Genomic DNA, 19,625 nt, shown 5'->3' on the forward strand with positions numbered 1-19,625 from the left:
GTGACGATCCGCGTAGGCATCAACGGCTTTGGCCGCATCGGTCGCAACTACTTCCGCGCGCTCCTTGAGCAGGGCGCGGACATCGAGATCGTGGCTGTCAACGACCTGGGTGACACCGCGACCACCGCTCACCTGCTGAAGTACGACACCATCCTGGGCCGCCTCAAGGCCGAGGTGTCGCACACCGAGGACACCATCACCGTCGACGGCCACACCATCAAGGTGCTGTCCGAGCGCAACCCCGCCGACATCCCGTGGGGCCGGCTCGGCGTCGACATCGTGATCGAGTCCACCGGCATCTTCACCAAGAAGGCGGACGCCGAGAAGCACATCGCCGGTGGCGCGAAGAAGGTCCTCATCTCGGCTCCGGCCAAGGACGAGGACATCACCATCGTGATGGGCGTCAACCAGGACAAGTACGACGCGGCGAACCACCACGTCATCTCCAACGCCTCCTGCACCACCAACTGTGTGGCGCCGATGGCCAAGGTTCTCGACGAGAACTTCGGCATCGTCAAGGGCCTGATGACGACGGTGCACGCCTACACCAACGACCAGCGCATCCTGGACTTCCCGCACTCGGACCTGCGCCGCGCCCGCGCCGCCGCCGAGAACATCATCCCGACCACGACCGGTGCCGCCAAGGCCACCGCCCTGGTCCTGCCGCAGCTCAAGGGCAAGCTCGACGGCATCGCCATGCGCGTGCCGGTCCCGACGGGCTCCGCCACCGACCTGGTCGTCGAGCTGCAGCGCGAGGTCACCAAGGACGAGGTCAACGCCGCGTTCAAGAAGGCCGCCGACGACGGCGACCTCAAGGGCATCCTCTACTACACCGAGGACCCGATCGTGTCGTCCGACATCGTCAGCGACCCGGCCTCCTGCACCTTCGACTCCTCCCTGACCATGGTCCAGGAGGGCAAGTCGGTGAAGATCCTCGGCTGGTACGACAACGAGTGGGGCTACTCCAACCGCCTCGTCGACCTCACGGTCTTCGTCGGCGGCCAGCTCTAAGCGGTCCACGTCTCAGAGCCAGGCATCTCGATGTGAGCACAGGGTCCGGACAGCGCAGCGCCGCGCCGTTCGGACCCTTTGCGCGTGAGCACCCCTCAAGAAGTCCCAGTCACGGAGTCCTATTACATGAAGACGATCGACGAACTTCTCGCCGACGGTGTCGCAGGCAAGCGGGTCTTCGTCCGCGCCGACCTCAACGTGCCGCTCGACGGCACGACCATCACCGACGACGGCCGCATCCGCGCGGTCCTGCCCACCGTGAAGGCGCTCGCCGAGGCCGGCGCCCGCGTGGTCGTCGCCTCGCACCTGGGCCGCCCCAAGGGCGCCCCGGACCCGGCGTTCTCGCTGGCCCCGGCCGCCGCGCGGATCGGTGAACTCCTGGGTGCCGACGTCCGGTTCGCCACCGACACGGTCGGCGACTCGGCCAAGGCAGCCGTCGCCGACCTCGCCGACGGCCAGGTCGCCGTCATCGAGAACCTGCGCTTCAACGCGGGCGAGACCGCCAAGGACGACGCCGAGCGCGGCGCCTTCGCCGACCAGCTCGCGGCCCTGGCCGATGTCTACGTAGGCGACGGTTTCGGCGCCGTGCACCGCAAGCACGCCTCCGTGTTCGACCTGCCGGGCCGCCTGCCGCACTACGCCGGCTACCTCATCGCCACCGAGGTCGGCGTCCTGAAGAAGCTCACCGACGACGTCAAGCGGCCCTACGCCGTCGTCCTCGGCGGTGCCAAGGTCTCCGACAAGCTCGGTGTGATCGACCACCTCCTGGAGAAGGCCGACCGCATCCTCATCGGCGGCGGCATGGCCTACACCTTCCTCAAGGCGCAGGGCCACGAGGTCGGCATCTCCCTGCTGCAGGAGGACCAGATCCCGGCGGTGCTCGGCTACCTCAAGCGCGCCGAGGAGAAGGGCGTCGAGTTCGTGCTCCCCGTCGACGTCCTGGTCTCGACGGACTTCCCGGACCTGAAGACCAAGGCCCCGGCCCACCCCACCACGGTCGCCGCGGACGCCATCCCGGCCGACCAGGAGGGCCTCGACATCGGCCCCGAGACCCGTAAGCTCTACGCCTCGAAGCTCGCCGACGCCGCCACCGTCTTCTGGAACGGCCCCATGGGCGTCTTCGAGCACCCCGACTACGCCGACGGCACCAAGGCGGTCGCCCAGGCCCTTCTCGACTCGTCGGCCTTCACGGTCGTCGGCGGCGGCGACTCCGCCGCGGCCGTGCGCATCCTGGGCTTCGACGAGAACGCATTCGGTCACATCTCGACCGGCGGCGGCGCCTCCCTCGAATACCTCGAGGGCAAGACGCTCCCCGGTCTCGCCGCACTGGAGAACTGACACCCCTCATGACGAATCAGACCACCCGCACGCCGATCATGGCGGGCAACTGGAAGATGAACCTCAACCACCTCGAGGCCATCGCGCACACCCAGAAGCTCGCGTTCGCGCTGGCCGACAAGGACTACGAGGCCGTCGAGGTCGCCGTCCTGCCGCCCTTCACCGATCTGCGCTCCGTGCAGACGCTGGTCGACGGCGACAAGCTCAAGATCAAGTACGGCGCCCAGGACATCTCGGCGCACGACTCCGGTGCCTACACCGGCGAGATCTCGGGCCCGATGCTCGCCAAGCTGAAGTGCACGTACGTGGCCGTGGGCCACTCCGAGCGCCGTCAGTACCACAACGAGACCGACGAGCTCTGCAACGCCAAGGTCAAGGCCGCCTTCAAGCACGGCATCACGCCGATCCTGTGCATCGGCGAGGGCCTGGACATCCGCAAGGCCGGCCAGCAGGTCCAGTACACGCTGAACCAGCTCGACGGCGGCCTCAAGGACGTCCCGGCCGAGCAGGCCGAGTCCATCGTGATCGCCTACGAGCCCGTGTGGGCCATCGGCACCGGCGAGGTCGCCACCCCCGAGGACGCCCAGGAGGTGTGCGGCGCGATCCGCGGCCGCCTCGCCGAGCTGTACTCGCAGGAGCTCGCGGACAAGGTCCGCATCCAGTACGGCGGCTCCGTGAAGGCGAAGAACGTCGCCGACATCATGGCGCAGCCCGACGTCGACGGTGCCCTGGTGGGCGGCGCGGCGCTCGACGCCGACGAGTTCGTCAAGATCGTTCGCTTCGGCGACCAGTGACGAGACCAGTGAGTATGCGCTAGCGGCGATACGTCGTACCCTTGCGGGGTCCGAGGCTTGTTCTCTGAGCCACAGTGCTCACCGAAGAGCTTCGGGCCCCGTCGTCGATTCAGATCCGAGGAAGTTGGTCCAGCCGTGGTTATGGGGTTCTCGATCGCCCTGATCGTCTTCAGCCTGCTGCTGATGCTGCTGGTGCTGATGCACAAGGGCAAGGGCGGCGGCCTTTCCGACATGTTCGGTGGCGGCATGCAGTCGTCGGTCGGTGGCTCCTCGGTCGCCGAGCGCAACCTCGACCGCATCACGGTCGTGGTCGGTCTGCTGTGGTTCGCGACCATTGTCGTGCTCGGCATCCTGATGAAGGTCAACAACTGACAGCAGCCGGGTGCCGCCCGCCCTTTCGGGGCGGTCCTGTCCGCTGTCCCGCTCATAGCCCCATGTTCAGTACGCGCCCCCGTGCGCGGCTTATCATGGGGCTTGCGTGTCGGGGTGGGGTGTAACTCCCAACACTGGACGCGCGTTGGGCCTTACGTAGACTGAGGCACCCGCAGCGGAGCCGGCAGTCGACCCCGCGGCGCAGCCGCCGTTCGACACAGGCAGCACCATCACGCAGGGAGTTACGACCGTGGCAAGTGGCAACGCGATCCGGGGAAGCCGGGTCGGGGCGGGGCCGATGGGCGAGGCCGAGCGCGGCGAGTCCGCGCCGCGGCTGCGCATCTCCTTCTGGTGCTCCAACGGGCACGAGACGCAGCCGAGCTTCGCCAGCGACGCGCAGGTCCCCGACACCTGGGACTGCCCCCGCTGCGGCTTTCCGGCGGGCCAGGACCGGGACAACCCCCCGGACCCGCCGCGCACCGAGCCGTACAAAACGCACCTCGCGTACGTCCGCGAGCGGCGCAGCGACGCGGACGGCGAGGCCATCCTCGCCGAGGCGCTCGCCAAACTGCGGGGCGAGATCTAGGACTTGAGAACCGGCCGGACACCTTCGGGTGCCCGGCCGGAGCCGTCTGCCCTCCCACGCCGAGCCGCGCGTCGGCTTCCCGCGCCGAAGTCGCTGGTCAGCGACGCGCCCGACCTCGATGTCAGTGGTGGCGTCTACGGTTTGACTGTGGCTCGGTGAACCCTCGGAGACCTCGTGGGACCGGCCGTGCCGCCGGATGAACCACGGGGCGGGGAGGGGGAGTTGTGACGGCTGCGGTCCACGTGAGCGGGACGGGCGAGCGAAGTGTCGCCTGGCGCGGCGGGTTCGGGCGGCTGTGGGGCGCCGCGGTGCTCTCCAGCTTCGGGGACTCGCTGCGCAAGGCCGCGCTGCCGCTGCTCGCTGCGTCCCTCACCGACGACCCGCTGCTCATAGCGTCGGTGACCGCCTGCGGCTATCTGCCGTGGCTGGTGTTCGGACTGGTCGGCGGGGCCGTCGCCGACCGCGTGGACCAGCGGCGCGCCATGTGGACGGTGGATGTGGCGCGCGGACTGCTCGTGGCGGGCTTCGCGCTCGCCGTGGCGCTCGGCCACGCCTCGATCGGCCTGCTCATCGCCCTCGCCGTGGTGCTCACGACGCTCCAGACCCTGTTCGACAACGCCGCCACGGCCCTGCTCCCCGCCCTCGTGGACCGCGCGACCCTCGGCAGCGCGAACGCACGGCTGCTCACCGGCCAGCAGTTCGCGGGCGGCCTCCTCGCCGCTCCCGTCGTGCCCTTCCTGATGGCCGCGGGCGCGGGCCTTCCGTACATGGTGGACGCGGCGACGTACCTGGTCGCGGCCGCCCTCGTGGCCTCCCTGCGGGTGCCCGCGCCCGAGCACCCGCCCAGACCCGCCGGGGCCACCCTGCGGTCCGACATCGCGCACGGCCTGCGCGTGCTGTGGCGGGACCGGGTGCTGCGGCGCCTGTGCGTGGCGACCGCCGTGGGCAACGTCGGCATAGGCGCGCTCCTCGCCACCCTCGTCGTCCTCGTCACCGGCTGGCTGGACGCGGGCAGCGGCGGGTACGCCGCGGCGATAACGGCGTACGCCGCCGGGAGCCTCGTGGGCGGGGCGCTCGCCGGGTGGCTCGCGCGGGCGCTCGGCCGGGTCCGCAGCGTGCTCGTCGCCGGAACGGCCCAGATCGCGGCGCTCGTGGCGATGGGCACGGTCCGCGACCTCGGGGCGCTGGTCGTGAGCATGGCGGTGTTCGGGGCCATGGGGATGGTGTGGAACGTCAGCACCCACACGCTCATGCAGGAGCGTCCGCCCGCCGCCGTGCTCGGGCGCGTCAGCTCGGCCTTCCGGACCCTGGCGGTCGCCGGGGCGCCGCTCGGGGCGATCCTCGGCGGGGCCGTGGCCGCGCTGTGGGGGCCCAACACCCCGATGCTGCTGGCCGCCGCCCTGTTCGCGCTCTCGGTCACCGCGCTCACACCCGCGCTTAAGTCGGCCGACAGCGGACAGACAACTCAAACCGCTCGCTGATCAATTAGGTTGGGAGGGCAGCGGGGCGCACGCACGGTATTCAGGTTGTACGAGAGAGAGCTGAAGTCCGAGATGAACGCAGAAGTCCGCACCAAGCTGAATCAGACGCCGGAGTGGACGGCGCTGGCCAAGCACAAGGAGCAGCTGGGGGAGGTGCGGCTGCGGGAGCTGTTCGACGCTGATCCGGCGCGCGGCACCGGCTACACCCTCCGGGTGGGCGACCTGCACATCGACTACTCCAAGCACCTGGTGACCGACGAGACCCTGGCGCTGCTGCGGGACCTCGCGGCGGCGACGGACGTCTTCGGGCTCCGCGACGCCATGTTCCGCGGCGAGAAGATCAACACCACCGAGGACCGCGCGGTCCTGCACACCGCGCTGCGCGCCGCCCGGGACGCCGACGTCGAGGTCGACGGCGAGAACGTGGTGCCGGGCGTGCACGCCGTGCTCGACAAGATGTCCGCGTTCGCCGACCGGATCCGCTCCGGCGAGTGGACCGGCCACACCGGCAAGCGCATCAAGAACGTCGTCAACGTCGGCATCGGCGGCTCCGACCTCGGCCCCGCCATGGCGTACGAGGCGCTGCGGTCCTTCACCGACCGCGACCTGACGGTCCGCTTCGTGTCGAACGTGGACGGCGCCGACCTGCACGAGGCGATCCGGGACCTGGACGCGGCCGAGACGCTGTTCGTCATCGCCTCCAAGACGTTCACCACGATCGAGACGATCACGAACGCGACCTCCGCGCGGAACTGGCTGCTCACCCAGCTCCAGGCCGACGAGAGCGCCGTCGCCAAGCACTTCGTGGCCCTGTCGACGAACACCGAGAAGGTCGCCGACTTCGGCATCGACACGGCCAACATGTTCGAGTTCTGGGACTGGGTCGGCGGTCGGTACTCGTACGACTCGGCGATCGGCCTCGCCCTGATGATCGCCATCGGCCCGGACCGCTTCCGCGAGATGCTCGACGGGTTCCGGCTCGTCGACGAGCACTTCCGCACGGCGCCCGCCGAGGAGAACGCGCCGCTGCTGCTCGGTCTGCTCGGCGTCTGGTACGGCAACTTCCACGACGCCCAGTCGCACGCCGTCCTGCCGTACTCGCACTACCTGTCCAAGTTCACGGCCTACCTCCAGCAGCTCGACATGGAGTCCAACGGCAAGTCCGTGGACCGCGACGGCGAGCGGGTGCGGTGGCAGACCGGTCCGGTGGTGTGGGGCACGCCGGGCACGAACGGGCAGCACGCCTACTACCAGCTCATCCACCAGGGCACGAAGCTCATCCCGGCCGACTTCATCGGCTTCGCCAAGCCGGTCGACGACCTGCGGCCCGGCCTGGTCGCCCAGCACGACCTGCTGATGGCCAACTTCTTCGCCCAGACCCAGGCCCTCGCCTTCGGCAAGACGCCCGACGAGGTCCGCGCGGAGGGCGTGCCGGACGAACTGGTGCCCCACAAGACGTTCCAGGGCAACCACCCGACGACGACGATCCTCGCCACCGAGCTGACCCCGTCGGTCCTCGGCCAGCTCATCGCCCTGTACGAGCACAAGGTCTTCGTGCAAGGAGCCGTATGGAACATCGACTCCTTCGACCAGTGGGGCGTCGAGCTGGGTAAGGTCCTGGCCAAGCGCGTGGAGCCCGCCCTGACGGAGGGCGCGGACGTGCCGGGTCTGGACGCGTCGACGACGGCGCTTGTCGCCAAGTACCGGGAGCTGCGCGGGCGTTGAGCCCACGGTTCACCAGTGGCGCCCCGGCCCGCGAGGCCCGGGGCGCCTTGCCCGCGCTGCGCCGTCAACGTCCGCCTTCACTCGGACGACTGATGCGGACGCGGTCCGGGCGGCAGCGGAAGGGGTTCGTGAAGGGCGGAACCCTCGCTGTCACCACCGGAGCCTCCGGCGGCAAGGTCAGCTGCAAGGTCACCGCTGACGGGACGACTCGCACCGGCACGGCCAGCGGAAAGTTCGCCACCGCCACCTGCGACGGCTTCTGACGGCGCGACGCAATGGCTCGCAGCACGCCGACGGGCCCCGGTCCAGAAAGGACCGGGGCCCGTCGGCGCGTACAGCCGGGGTCAGGGCGACGCCGGCGGATACAGGTCCCGCGGGAGCTGCGAGGCCGCTGCCGCGTCCAGGAGCCACAGCGTGCGGGCGCGGCCGTACGCGCCCGCTGCCGGGGCCTGGACCTCGCCCGCTCCGGAGAGGGCGATCGCCGCGGCCTTCGCCTTGTCCTCGCCCGCCGCGAGGAGCCAGACCTCGCGGGCCGAGCGGATCGCGGGGAGGGTCAGCGAGACGCGGGTGGGCGGCGGCTTGGGCGCGCCGTGCACGCCGACCACCGTGCGGTCCGTCTCCCGTACCGCAGGCGACTCCGGGAACAGCGACGCCACATGCGTGTCCGGGCCGACGCCCAGCATCAGGACGTCGAACGTCGGAACGGGGCCGTGGTCTTCCGGGCCGGCGGCCGCGGCGAGCTCCGCCGCGTACGCCTCGGCCGCCGCGTCCGCGCCGTCCCCGTCGGCGCCCTTGGCGAACGTGCCGTCCGACGCGGGCATCGGGTGCACCCGCGCCGGGTCGAGCGGCACCGAGTCGAGCAGGGCCGCACGGGCCTGCGTGTAGTTGCGCTCGGGGTCGCCCTCCGGCAGGAACCGCTCGTCGCCCCACCACAGGTCGAGGCGGGACCAGTCCACGGCGTCGCGGGCGGGCGCCGAACTGAGCGCGGCGAGCAGGCCGTTGCCGTTGCGGCCGCCCGTGAGGACCACGGACGCGGAGCCGCGGGCCGCCTGGGCGTCGACGATCTTCGTGATCAGCCGGGCCGCGGCGGCCTGCGCCATCAGCTCCTTGTCGCGGTGCACGACCAGCTGCGGAGCCACCGTCACTTCGCGGCCGCCTTCTTGGCCGGAGCCTTCGCCGAGGCCTTCTTGGCGGCCCCGGACTCGGCCTTGGCGCCGGAGCCCTCCTTGGCCCCGTCCCCGGCCGACTCCCCGGCCGCGGCAGCAGCCGCCGCCTCACCGAGCCGGTCCACGCCGAAGCGCAGCGCCGCCGCGTACGTGTCGTCCGGGTCGAGCCGCCGCAGCTCCTCCGCGATCAGCTCGGACGTCTCACGGCGCTTGAGCGCGACCGCGCGGTCCGGCTGGCCCTGGATGGACAGCGTGGCGAGGGAGCCGTCGGCCCGGTCGAGCACGATGGGACCGCAGTTGGTCTCCATGCGCACGCCGGTCAGGCCGGGGCCCGGCGACACCGTGCGCTTGACCGGCACGGAGAGCCGCTCCGCCAGCCACATCGCGAGGAGCTCGACGCTCGGGTTGAACTCCTCGCCCTCCACCGCCGCCGCGGTGACCTCGCACGAGACCTGGTCCAGGGCCGCGGCCAGCATTGAGCGCCACGGCGTGATGCGGGTCCAGGACAGGTCCGTGTCGCCGGGGTGGTAGGCGTCGGCGCGGGCGGTCAGCTCGTGGATGGGCTGCTCGGCGGCATACGTGTCCGTGACGCGGCGCTGGGCGAGCGCGCCCAGGGGGTCCTGCGCCGGGTCCAGCGGCGCGTTCACCGGCCACCAGGCGACGACCGGGGCGTCGGGGAGCAGCAGCGGCAGGACCACCGACTGGGCGTGGTTGAGCACCTCGCCGTAAAGACGCAGAATGACCGTTTCTCCGGTGCCCGCGTCCGCGCCCACCCGGACCTCGGCGTCCAGACGCGAGGTCGTACGGTCACGCGGCGAGCGCGAGACCCGCTTGATGACGACCAGCGTGCGCGAGGGGTGCTCGCGCGAGGCCTCGCTCGCGGCCTTCAGCGCGTCGTAGGCGTTCTCCTCGTCGGTGACGATGACGAGGGTGAGCACCATGCCGACGGCCGGGGTGCCGATCGCGCGGCGGCCCTGCACAAGGGCCTTGTTGATCTTGCTGGCCGTGGTGTCCGTCAGGTCGATCTTCATGGCCGACGCCAGCTCCGTCCGTCTTGTGCGAGCATTTCGTCCGCCTCGACCGGGCCCCAGGTACCGGCCGGGTACTGCGCGGGCTTGCCGTGCCGGTCCCAGTACTCCTCGATCGGGTCGAGGATGTTCCAGGACAGCTCGACCTCCTCCGTGCGCGGGAAGAGGTTGGCGTCGCCGAGCAGCACGTCCAGGATGAGGCGCTCGTACGCCTCCGGGCTGGACTCGGTGAAGGACTCGCCGTAGGCGAAGTCCATCGACACGTCCCTGATCTCCATGGACGTGCCCGGCACCTTCGAGCCGAAGCGGACCGTGATGCCCTCGTCCGGCTGGACGCGGATGACGATCGCGTTCTGCCCGAGCTCCTCGGTCGCCGTGTGGTCGAAGGGGGAGTGCGGCGCGCGCTGGAAGACGACCGCGATCTCCGTGACGCGTCGGCCGAGGCGCTTGCCGGTGCGCAGGTAGAACGGGACGCCCGCCCAACGGCGGTTGTCCACCTGGAGCTTGATGGCGGCGTAGGTGTCGGTCTTCGACTTGGGGTCGATGCCGTCTTCCTGGAGGTAGCCGACGGCCTTCTCGCCGCCCTGCCAGCCCGCGGAGTACTGCCCGCGCACGGTGTCCTTGCCGAGGTCCTTGGGCAGCTTCACCGCGCCCAGGACCTTCGCCTTCTCCGCGACCAGGGCGTCCGCGTCGAAGGAGGCGGGCTCCTCCATCGCGGTCAGCGCCATCAGCTGGAGCAGGTGGTTCTGGATGACGTCACGGGCGGCGCCGATGCCGTCGTAGTACCCGGCGCGGCCGCCGATGCCGATGTCCTCGGCCATCGTGATCTGGACGTGGTCGACGTACGACCTGTTCCAGATCGGCTCGAACATCTGGTTGGCGAAGCGCAGCGCCAGGATGTTCTGGACGGTCTCCTTGCCGAGGTAGTGGTCGATCCGGAACACCTGGTCCGGGGCGAACACCTCGTGCACGATCGCGTTCAGTTCCTTGGCGGACTTCAGGTCGTGCCCGAAGGGCTTCTCGATGACGGCGCGGCGCCAGGACCCCTCGGGGGCGTCCGCCAGCTCGTGCTTCTTGAGCTGCTGGACGACCTGCGGGAAGAACTTCGGGGGCACGGAGAGGTAGAAGGCGAAGTTGCCGCCCGTTCCCTGCTTCTTGTCCAGGTCCTCGATGGTGGCCTTGAGCTGCTCGAAGGCGTCGTCGTCGTCGAAGTTGCCCTGGACGAAGCGCATGCCCTGGATGAGCTGCTGCCAGACCTCCTCGCGGAAGGGCGTGCGCGCGTGCTGCTTGACCGCGTCGTGCACCTCCTGCGCGAAGTCCTCGTCCTGCCACTCGCGGCGGGCGAACCCGATGAGCGAGAAGCCCGGCGGCAGCAGCCCCCGGTTGGCCAGGTCGTACACGGCGGGCATCAGCTTTTTACGGGACAAATCGCCCGTGACGCCAAAAATGACCAGGCCCGACGGCCCCGCGATACGCGGGAGCCGTCGGTCCGCGGCGTCACGCAGCGGATTGCTGCTTGACAAGGTCTTAGCCCTCCGAAGGTGCGAGGCGCTTGAGCTCCGCCTCGGTCGACTTGAGCAGGTCGTTCCAGGACGCCTCGAACTTCTCGACGCCCTCGTCCTCGAGGAGCTGCACCACGTCGTCGTAGGAGATCCCGAGCTTCTCGACGGCCTCGATCTCGGCGCGCGACTGCTCGTAGGTCCCGGCGATCGTGTTGCCGGTGATCTGGCCGTGGTCGGCGGTGGCCTCGAGGGTGGCCTCCGGCATGGTGTTCACCGTGCCCGGGGCGACCAGGTCGTCGACGTACAGCGTGTCCTTGTACGCCTTGTCCTTCACGCCCGTCGACGCCCACAGCGGGCGCTGCTTGTTGGCGTGCGCCTTGTCCAGGGCGACCCAGCGGTCGGAGGAGAAGACCTCCTCGTACGCCTCGTACGCCAGGCGGGCGTTGGCCAGACCGGCCTTGCCGCGCGCGGCCTTGGCCTCGTCGGTGCCGAGGGCGTCGATGCGCTTGTCGATCTCGGTGTCCACGCGGGACACGAAGAACGACGCCACCGAGTGGATCTTGGACAGGTCCAGGCCCGCGGCCTTCGCCTTCTCCAGGCCCGCGAGGTAGGCGTCCATGACCTCGCGGTAGCGCTCGAGCGAGAAGATCAGCGTGACGTTCACGCTGATGCCCTTGCCGATGACCTCGGTGATCGCGGGCAGGCCCGCCTTCGTCGCCGGGATCTTGATGAGCGTGTTCGGCCGGTCCACCAGCCAGGCGAGCTGCTTGGCCTCGGCGACCGTGGCCTGCGTGTTGTGGGCGAGCCGCGGGTCGACCTCGATCGACACCCGGCCGTCCTGGCCCTCGGTCGCGTCGAACACCGGCCGCAGGATGTCGGCGGCGTCACGGACGTCCGCCGTCGTGATCATGCGGATCGCCTCTTCCACGGTGACCTTGCGGGCGGCGAGGTCGGCGAGCTGCTGCTCGTAGCCGTCGCCCGACGAGATCGCCTTCTGGAAGATCGACGGGTTCGTCGTGACGCCCACGACGTGCTGCTCGTCGAGGAGTTCGGCGAGGTTGCCGGACGTGATCCGCTTGCGCGACAGGTCGTCCAGCCAGATCGCGACGCCTTCGTCGGAGAGGCGCTTGAGTGCGTCTGTCATGGAATTACATCTCCTACTTGGTCGTATGTGGGCGTCAGCGCTGAGCGGCCGCGATCGATTCCCGCGCCGCGGCGGCCACGGCTTCGGCAGTGAACCCGAACTCGCGGAAGAGGACCTTGCCGTCCGCCGAAGCCCCGAAGTGCTCCAGCGAAACGATGCGCCCCGCGTCCCCGACGAACCGGTGCCAGGTCAGACCGATGCCCGCCTCGACCGCCACGCGCGCCTTGACCGACGGCGGAAGCACCGAGTCCCGGTACCCCTGGTCCTGCTCCTCGAACCACTCGACCGACGGCATCGAGACGACGCGCGTCGGCACGCCGGCCGCCTGCAGCTGCTCGCGCGCCTCGACGGCGAGGTGCACCTCGGAGCCGGTGCCGATGAGGACGACCTCGGGCTCGGCCTTCGTGCCGTCCGCGCCCTCGGCGTCGAACAGGACGTAGCCGCCCTTGACCGCGCCCTCGGTGACCTCGCGGTCGTACGTCGGCACACCCTGGCGGGTCAGCGCCAGACCGTGCGGGGCGCCCTTGCCGAACACCTTGGTGTAGCGCTTGAGGATCTCGCGCCAGGCGACGGCCGTCTCGTTCGCGTCGGCCGGACGGACGACGTTCAGGCCCGGGATCGCGCGCAGCGTGGCCAGGTGCTCCACCGGCTGGTGCGTCGGGCCGTCCTCGCCGAGACCGATCGAGTCGTGCGTCCACACGTACGTCACCGGCAGGTGCATCAGCGCGGACAGGCGCACGGCGTTGCGCATGTAGTCGGAGAACACCAGGAAGGTGCCGCCGAAGATGCGGGTGTTGCCGTGCAGCGCGATGCCGTTCATCTCCGCGGCCATGGAGTGCTCACGGATGCCGAAGTGGATCGTGCGGCCGTACGGGTCGGCCTCCGGCAGCGGGTTGCCCGCGGGGAGGAACGACGACGTCTTGTCGATCGTGGTGTTGTTCGAGCCCGCGAGGTCGGCGGAGCCGCCCCACAGCTCGGGGATCACCGCGCCGAGCGCCTGCAGGACCTTGCCGGACGCGGCACGCGTCGCGACGCCCTTGCCCGCCTCGAAGACCGGGAGCTTCTCCTCCCAGCCCGACGGCAGCTCGCCCGCGGCGATCCGGTCGAACTCGGCGGCGCGGTCAGCCTCCTTGGTGCGCCAGGCGGCGAAGCCCTTCTCCCACGTGGCCTTGGCCTCCTGGCCGCGGTCGAGCGCCTGGCGGGTGTGCGCCAGGACCTCGTCGGAGACCTCGAAGGACTGCTCCGGGTCGAAGCCGAGGACGCGCTTGGTGGCCGCGACCTCCTCGTCGCCGAGCGCCGAGCCGTGCGCGGCCTCGGTGTTCTGGGCGTTCGGGGCGGGCCAGGCGATGATCGAGCGCATCGCGATGAACGACGGCTTGTCGGTGACCGCCTTGGCCTCCTGGATCGCCGCGTACAGCGCGGCCGGGTCCAGGTCGCCGTTCTCCTTCGGCTCCACGCGCTGGACGTGCCAGCCGTAGGCCTCGTACCGCTTCTCGGTGTCCTCGGAGATCGCGGTCTCGGTGTCGCCCTCGATCGAGATGTGGTTGTCGTCCCACAGCAGGATCAGGTTGCCGAGCTTCTGGTGCCCGGCCATCGAGGACGCCTCGGCGGAGATGCCCTCCTGGAGGCAGCCGTCACCGGCGATCGCGTAGATGAAGTGGTCGAAGGGGGACTCGCCCGTCGCGGTGTCCGGGTCGAAGAGTCCACGCTCGTACCGCGCGGCCATCGCCATGCCCACGGCGTTGGCGACGCCCTGGCCGAGCGGGCCCGTCGTCGTCTCCACGCCCACCGTGTGGCCGTACTCCGGGTGGCCCGGGGTCTTCGAGCCCCAGGTGCGGAAGGCCTTCAGGTCATCGAGCTCCAGGCCGAAACCGGCCAGGTACAGCTGGATGTAGAGCGTGAGGGACGAGTGGCCCGCGGACAGCACGAAACGGTCGCGCCCGGTCCAGTCGGCGTCCGCCGGATCGTGCCGCATCACCTTCTGGAAAAGGGTGTACGCGGCGGGCGCGAGGCTCATGGCCGTACCCGGATGGCCGTTGCCGACCTTCTGTACGGAATCCATGGCCAGGACGCGGACGGTGTCGACAGCCCGCTGGTCCAGTTCGGTCCACTCGAGGTCTGTGGTGGTCGGCTTGGTGCTCACCCTGAGTCAGGGCTCCTCTCCACATGTCGAATGCCGGCGGCGTATGGATCGCACCGGCCGCTGTCGAGCCTACCGCTGCGAGAACGTGCATTTTTTCGAGTCATTCCAGACTGCCGGGACACGTCCCGATCCGCCTCCCGAAAGGGCTCCGCCGCATTCACCATGTGAATGCGGCACTGCTCATCTGGTCGACTCATCCGCTTGCCGCACCGGCGTCCACACCGGGGCGAACCCGCCCACGAACTCCGCTCGTCTGGCCCCTCAACACGAACCCACCCCCGCGAAGGGCGAGGTATGGGCAACGTCTACAGTGGCGTGGTACGCGCGAGCCTTTACCGGATCTTCATGTCCGAACGTCCGACGCAGGGCTTGCTGGGAGTCTCTGTCAGGGGTGTGCGTGACGGCCGTTGAATCCCGTCCAGCGGGGGTACTCGGGACGAGCCAGAACCCGAGCAACCGGCCGTTCGGGGCCCGAGTCAAGGCATTCGTGGCGCTGACCAAGCCGCGGATCATCGAGCTGCTGCTGATCACCACCGTTCCGGTGATGTTCCTCGCCGAGCAGGGGGTGCCCGACCTGACGCTGGTGTTCGTCACCTGCCTCGGCGGCTACCTGTCGGCGGGCGGCGCCAACGCGTTGAACATGTGGTACGACCGCGACATCGACGCGCTCATGGAGCGCACGTCGCAGCGGCCGCTCGTCACCGGCATGGTCAGTCCCCGCGAGTGCCTGGTCTTCGGCATCACGCTCGCCGTCGTCTCGACGCTGCTCTTCGGACTCGCCGTCAACTGGCTGTCCGCCTGGCTGTCGCTCGGGGCGCTGCTCTTCTACGTGGTCGTCTACACGATGATCCTGAAGCGCCGGACCTCCCAGAACATCGTCTGGGGCGGCATCGCGGGCTGCCTGCCCGTCCTCATCGGCTGGTCGTCCGTCACCAACTCGATGTCGTGGGCGCCGATCGTCCTCTTCCTCGTCATGTTCTTCTGGACGCCGCCGCACTACTGGCCGCTGTCCATGCGGGTCAAGGAGGACTACGCGCGCGTGGGCGTCCCCATGCTCCCGGTGATCGCCTCCAACAAGGTCGTCGCGCGCCAGATCGTCGTCTACAGCTGGGTCATGGTCGCCGTCTCCCTGCTGCTCCAGCCGCTCGGCTACACCGGCTGGTTCTACACCGCGGTCGCCCTCGCCACCGGCGGCTGGTGGCTGTGGGAGGCCCACGGGCTGCAGAACCGCGCCAAGGCCGAGGCCACCGGCGGCAAGCTCAAGGAGATGCGTCTCTTCCACTGGTCCATCACCTACGTCTCGCTGCTGTTCGTGGCGGTCGCGGTGGACCCCTTCCTGCGGTAGCCCCCGGCGGTTCTGCGCGTGTACGGCCCCCTTCGCCCCGACGGCGAGGGGGGCCGCTCAGTTCTCGCTCACGTACAGATGGCCGTCGTCGTCGGCCGCCGCGGGCCGTCCCGTGCGGAACCAGCCGTCCCGCTCGCTGTCCTGCCCGTCCGCGTGCCCGCCGACGTACCCGTCGAACAGCAGCGGCCCCCGCACCCAGAGCTCGCCCGCCGCCACCCGCACCTCGCCGCCCGGCGCGGGCAGTCCGCAGCTCTCCGGCCGCAGGCGGACGTCGGCGTGGTCGAGGACGGCCAGGTCCCCCGCCTCGGGCGAGGTGAGGAAGGCGCGCACCCGGGCGTGCGGGGTCGCGGTCCGGATGTCCTCCAGGAGCCCGGGCGCGACGGGCGGGCCGCTCGTCTCGACGTCCGCGAAGCGCAGCGCGGCCAGGTGGTGCGGCGCCGTGTCCAGGACGCCCTGCCAGGTCTCGGGCGCGCACACCAGGCGCTCCGCCCGGTGCCCCCGCACGGCCGCGCAGATCGCCGCCGGGTCCGGGCGCTCCAGGAGCACCGCGGTGCCCCGGGCCTGCCACTGCCGCAGCAGGGCGGCCCACGCGGACCACTGCCCCAGGGGGAATCCGCAGACCAGCACGGTGCACGGCTCCGGTCGGCAGCCGGGGTGGGTGCGCAGCACGCACACCCGGTGCGAGAGGACGACCCCACGGGGACGGCCGGATCCGGTGACGACGATCACGCAGGGGTCGTCCTCCCGTGGCGGCCCGTCGCCGGGGCGCGGGTGCGACCCGGGGGCAGCGTCCGCGTCGTGCCGTAGGTCCGGGAGTACGACATGGCGTACCCCCGCAGCCGCCGCCGGCCGCGCCCCGCCCTCCGCACCGGCCGCGTCGGTCACGAGCAGGCGGGGCCCGAGTGCGCGCACGACCTCCGCGAGGCGTGCCTCCCCGGCGTCCGGGGCGACCGGCACGAACACCGCCCCGGCCCGCGCGGCCCCCGCGAACGCGGCCAGGGTCTCCGGCGACGCCCCCGCCGGGCAGACCACGCGCTCGCCCCGCCGCACGCCGTGGCCGGTGAGGAACACGGCGGTCCGGTCCGCCGCCGCGTCCAGCTCCGCGAAGGTGAGCGCGCGGTCGCCGACCAGCGCGGCCACACGGTGCGGAACGGCGCGGGCGGCGGACCGGAAGACCTCACCGATCAGCAGTCCGGTCATGCCCCCTGGCCTACCACGGGGCGGCACCGGGCGGAACGGGCGTGCGCGCCCCCGGCGCGAGGGTGGCCGAGACCACGCCGCCCGGGCGTCGCCGAATGATCTACCCGTCGGTAGCATCCTGTGCCATGGCAGACACGGAGCAGGAGACGGAGCAGGGCACCCCGGGCAGCGGCGACGGCGCGGCGGCGAAGGCCGCCAAGGAGGCCGCCCGTGCCGAGCGCAGGGCCGCGCGGCTCGCCAAGGAGATCGGCGTGTTCGCGCGGGCGCACGGTGGCGCGGAGGGGCAGGTCGCGTACATCGGCGAGCGGGGCGCGCGCATCGTCCTCGTCGGCGCGGACGGCGGCTGGGGCGACCTCGTCGCGCCGAGCCACGCCATCGCGACGAGCGCCGTCGAGAAGGCCGGGATCACCGTCCACGAGGACTTCGACGGCGACTTCGCGGCCAAGGTGACGACCGGACCGTACGAGTGGAAGCGCATGGCGGGCATCCAGATCGGCGGCCCCAAGAGCGCCTGACGACACGCGCGGGGCGGGCACGGGGTGACACGGCGAGCAACACCTGACACCGGGGTCACCCGTTAGGACCGTAGGAACACGGTCCACGTCTGGAGCCAGGATGATCGAAACCCCGTCCCTGGTGGACCAGCACTGCCACGGCGTCCTGCGCACGGAGCTGGGGCTCGGCACCTTCGAGGCCCACCTCGGCCGGGGCGAGGGCCCGCCCGCCCCCGGCACCACCTTCTTCGACACCCAGACCGGCTTCGCCGTGCGCCGCTGGTGTCCGCCGCTGCTCGGCCTCGAACCGCACTGCCCGCCCGCCCGCTATCTCGCGCGCCGCCGTGAACTCGGCGTCCTGGAGGCCGGGCGGCGGCTGCTTCGCGGCAGCGGGATCACGACGTACCTCGTCGACACCGGCCTGCCGGGCGACCTGACCGGGCCCGGCGAACTGGCGTCGACCGGCGCCGCCCAGGCCCGCGAGATCGTCCGCCTGGAATTACTGGCCGAGCAGGTCGCCGACACCTCGGGCACCGTCGACTCCTTCCTCGCCAACCTCGCCGAGTCCGTGCACGGCGCGGCGCACGGAGCCGTCGCGTTCACCTCCGTCGCCGGGGTGCGCGCGGGCGAGGCCCTGGCCTGCGAGCCGCCGGGGCCCGGCGAGGTGCGCGGGGCCGCCGGGCGCTGGCTGGCGGGGCGGCAGGTGGGCGGCGAGCTGGCCGACCCGGTGCTGCTGCGGCATCTGCTGTGGATCGCGGTCGCCTCCGGCCTGCCCCTGCAACTGCACACCGGCGCCGCCGACCCGCAGTGCTCCTTCGGCGACTTCGCCCGCGCCACCGCCGGGCTCGGCACCGACCTGGTGCTCCTGCACGGCTATCCGCACCACCGCGCGGCGGCCCACCTGGCGGGTGTCTTCCCGCACGTGTACGCCGACCTGGGCTCCGCGCTCGTCCGGACCGGGGCGCGTGCGACCGCCGTGCTCGCCGAGATCCTGGAGCTCGCGCCCTTCGGCAAGCTGCTGTTCTCCAGCGGCGCGCAGGGGCTGCCCGAGCTGCACGTGGTGGGGGCCCAGCTGTTCCGGGAGGCGCTGGGGCGGGTGCTCGGGACGTGGGTCGCGGAGGGCGCGTGGTCGCTGACGGACGCGCAGCGGGTGGCGGGGCTGATCGCGGCGGGGAACGCGCGGCGGGTCTACGGGCTGGTGGACGGCTGACTTAGGGGCGAGGGGCGCGCGGCCGGTCCGTGCCGCGCAGGACCGGCGGCGGGCCGGGCTCAGACCGAGGACAGCTGGGAGTCGTCCACCTGCGTCGGCACGTCCGCCTTGGGCGCCGGCCGCTCCCGCAGGGACAGCAGCACCCGCAGCGCCGCGATCCACACCAGGCACGAGCCGAGCATGTGCGCGGCCACCAGGGCCTCGGGCAGGTCGGTGAAGTACTGGACGTAGCCCACGAGCCCCTGCGCGAGCAGGACCAGGAACAGGTCGCGCGTGCGGTTCAGCGGGCCGCGCGGCGCGTCGACCGCCTTCAGGACGAACCACAGCGCGAACGTCAGCGTCACCACGATCCACGCCAGGACGGCGTGCAGCTTGGTGACGCCCTCCCAGTCCAGGCCCACCGCGCCGACGTTCATGCGGGGCACGTCGCTGGAGTCGCCCGCGTGCGGGCCCGCGCCGGTCACGACCGTGCCGACGGCGATGAGCAGCACGGTGACGCCGATCAGGACCCACACCAGCTGTGCGACGGCCTTGCCGACGAGTGGGCGGGGCTCCGCGTCGCCCTCCCGGGTGCGCTGCCACATCGTCGTGGCGACCGCGATCAGGGCGGTGGAGAGCAGGAAGTGCGCCGCGACGGTGTACGGGTTGAGGCCGACGAGGACGACGATGCCGCCGAGCACCGCGTTGCCCATGACGATCCAGAACTGGGCCCAGCCGTAGCGGGTCAGGCTCCGCCGCCAGGGCTTCTGCGAGCGCACGGCGATGATGGCCCAGCCGACGGCGGCACAGAGCACGTACGTCAGCATGCGGTTGCCGAACTCGATGACCCCGTGGAAGCCCATCTCGCTGGTCGCGGTGAGGGACTCGTCGGTGCACTTGGGCCAGGTCGGGCAGCCGAGGCCGGAGCCCGTGAGCCGGACGGCGCCGCCGGTGACCACGATGACGCAGGTCATCACGAGCGAGATCAGCACCGCCTGCTGCGCGGTCCGCTGCGTCGGGGTCCAGCGCTCGGCGATGAAGGCGAGCGGATTGCGCACGAATTGAGCGGCGTCGGCTCGGGTCACGTTTGGCACGGGCCCCATCGTA

Annotated in this window: 18 protein-coding genes; 11 read left to right on the forward strand and 7 right to left on the reverse strand. The window is 71.1% G+C overall.

The window, feature by feature from the left end:
• The 8 genes from gap (at nucleotide 1) to AB6L24_RS10125 (ending at nucleotide 7,570) form a co-directional block, all read left to right on the forward strand.
• Complete coding sequence (gene gap, locus AB6L24_RS10090; protein WP_405654343.1) at nucleotides 1-1,011, forward strand: type I glyceraldehyde-3-phosphate dehydrogenase; 1,011 nt, start codon at nucleotides 1-3, stop codon at nucleotides 1,009-1,011.
• A gap of 126 nt (nucleotides 1,012-1,137) precedes the next feature.
• Entirely contained in the window at nucleotides 1,138-2,349 is a 1,212-nt protein-coding gene (locus tag AB6L24_RS10095; protein WP_405654346.1) for a phosphoglycerate kinase, read from the forward strand.
• A gap of 8 nt (nucleotides 2,350-2,357) precedes the next feature.
• Nucleotides 2,358-3,143, forward strand: a complete 786-nt coding sequence (tpiA, locus tag AB6L24_RS10100) for a triose-phosphate isomerase (RefSeq protein ID WP_380851374.1) — start codon at nucleotides 2,358-2,360, stop codon at nucleotides 3,141-3,143.
• Nucleotides 3,144-3,284: 141 nt separating this feature from the next.
• On the forward strand, nucleotides 3,285-3,515 hold the full coding sequence (gene secG, locus AB6L24_RS10105) for a preprotein translocase subunit SecG (RefSeq protein ID WP_189732446.1): 231 nt from the start codon (nucleotides 3,285-3,287) through the stop codon (nucleotides 3,513-3,515).
• 250 nt (nucleotides 3,516-3,765) lie between these two features.
• Nucleotides 3,766-4,101, forward strand: coding sequence for an RNA polymerase-binding protein RbpA (locus AB6L24_RS10110; RefSeq protein WP_003957010.1), 336 nt, complete (start codon nucleotides 3,766-3,768; stop codon nucleotides 4,099-4,101).
• A gap of 224 nt (nucleotides 4,102-4,325) precedes the next feature.
• Nucleotides 4,326-5,582 carry an MFS transporter gene (locus tag AB6L24_RS10115; RefSeq protein ID WP_405654349.1) on the forward strand — a complete coding sequence of 419 codons (1,257 nt, stop codon included), beginning with the start codon at nucleotides 4,326-4,328 and terminating at the stop codon, nucleotides 5,580-5,582.
• A 72-nt stretch (nucleotides 5,583-5,654) separates the two neighbouring features.
• Nucleotides 5,655-7,307 (forward strand): glucose-6-phosphate isomerase, encoded by a 1,653-nt coding sequence (gene pgi, locus AB6L24_RS10120; protein ID WP_405654350.1) that lies wholly within the window; start codon nucleotides 5,655-5,657, stop codon nucleotides 7,305-7,307.
• Nucleotides 7,308-7,435: 128 nt separating this feature from the next.
• Nucleotides 7,436-7,570 (forward strand): hypothetical protein, encoded by a 135-nt coding sequence (locus AB6L24_RS10125; protein ID WP_405654352.1) that lies wholly within the window; start codon nucleotides 7,436-7,438, stop codon nucleotides 7,568-7,570.
• Between the two features lie 81 nt (nucleotides 7,571-7,651).
• Here AB6L24_RS10125 and pgl read toward each other — a convergent pair whose 3' ends face one another.
• Genes pgl through tkt form a run of 5 tightly spaced genes read right to left on the reverse strand, consistent with a single transcriptional unit; the run spans nucleotide 7,652 to nucleotide 14,290 of the window.
• A complete protein-coding gene (pgl, locus tag AB6L24_RS10130) occupies nucleotides 7,652-8,452 on the reverse strand; it encodes a 6-phosphogluconolactonase (RefSeq protein WP_030358810.1) in 801 nt (266 codons plus the stop codon).
• Complete coding sequence (opcA, locus tag AB6L24_RS10135; RefSeq protein ID WP_405654354.1) at nucleotides 8,449-9,504, reverse strand: glucose-6-phosphate dehydrogenase assembly protein OpcA; 1,056 nt, start codon at nucleotides 9,502-9,504, stop codon at nucleotides 8,449-8,451. The genes pgl and opcA overlap by 4 nt, the downstream gene beginning before the upstream one ends.
• Nucleotides 9,501-11,024 carry a glucose-6-phosphate dehydrogenase gene (gene zwf / locus AB6L24_RS10140; protein ID WP_380851358.1) on the reverse strand — a complete coding sequence of 508 codons (1,524 nt, stop codon included), beginning with the start codon at nucleotides 11,022-11,024 and terminating at the stop codon, nucleotides 9,501-9,503. Before zwf ends, opcA begins: the two co-directional genes overlap by 4 nt.
• 4 nt (nucleotides 11,025-11,028) lie before the next feature.
• Nucleotides 11,029-12,147: a transaldolase gene (gene tal / locus AB6L24_RS10145; protein WP_405654356.1), complete on the reverse strand. Its 1,119-nt coding sequence runs from the start codon at nucleotides 12,145-12,147 to the stop codon at nucleotides 11,029-11,031.
• 34 nt (nucleotides 12,148-12,181) lie between these two features.
• Nucleotides 12,182-14,290 (reverse strand): transketolase, encoded by a 2,109-nt coding sequence (gene tkt / locus AB6L24_RS10150; RefSeq protein WP_405654359.1) that lies wholly within the window; start codon nucleotides 14,288-14,290, stop codon nucleotides 12,182-12,184.
• 391 nt (nucleotides 14,291-14,681) lie between these two features.
• Between tkt and AB6L24_RS10155 the strand changes: the two genes are divergently transcribed.
• On the forward strand, nucleotides 14,682-15,635 hold the full coding sequence (locus tag AB6L24_RS10155) for a heme o synthase (RefSeq protein ID WP_405654361.1): 954 nt from the start codon (nucleotides 14,682-14,684) through the stop codon (nucleotides 15,633-15,635).
• A 57-nt stretch (nucleotides 15,636-15,692) separates the two neighbouring features.
• On the opposite strand, the gene AB6L24_RS10160 is transcribed toward AB6L24_RS10155, so the two are convergent.
• Nucleotides 15,693-16,835, reverse strand: coding sequence for an AMP-binding protein (locus AB6L24_RS10160; RefSeq protein ID WP_405654363.1), 1,143 nt, complete (start codon nucleotides 16,833-16,835; stop codon nucleotides 15,693-15,695).
• A gap of 125 nt (nucleotides 16,836-16,960) precedes the next feature.
• On the opposite strand from AB6L24_RS10160, the gene AB6L24_RS10165 reads away from it, so the two are divergent.
• Both AB6L24_RS10165 and AB6L24_RS10170 read left to right on the forward strand, forming a co-directional pair.
• Nucleotides 16,961-17,350, forward strand: coding sequence for a hypothetical protein (locus AB6L24_RS10165; RefSeq protein WP_405654365.1), 390 nt, complete (start codon nucleotides 16,961-16,963; stop codon nucleotides 17,348-17,350).
• Between the two features lie 100 nt (nucleotides 17,351-17,450).
• Nucleotides 17,451-18,539, forward strand: coding sequence for an amidohydrolase family protein (locus tag AB6L24_RS10170; protein WP_380851340.1), 1,089 nt, complete (start codon nucleotides 17,451-17,453; stop codon nucleotides 18,537-18,539).
• A 59-nt stretch (nucleotides 18,540-18,598) separates the two neighbouring features.
• On the opposite strand, the gene AB6L24_RS10175 is transcribed toward AB6L24_RS10170, so the two are convergent.
• Nucleotides 18,599-19,621: a COX15/CtaA family protein gene (locus AB6L24_RS10175; RefSeq protein ID WP_405654367.1), complete on the reverse strand. Its 1,023-nt coding sequence runs from the start codon at nucleotides 19,619-19,621 to the stop codon at nucleotides 18,599-18,601.
• Nucleotides 19,622-19,625: the final 4 nt, after the last annotated feature.

It is taken from the genome of Streptomyces sp. RK9, assembly GCF_045070545.1.
Lineage (GTDB): Bacteria > Actinomycetota > Actinomycetes > Streptomycetales > Streptomycetaceae > Streptomyces > Streptomyces alboflavus.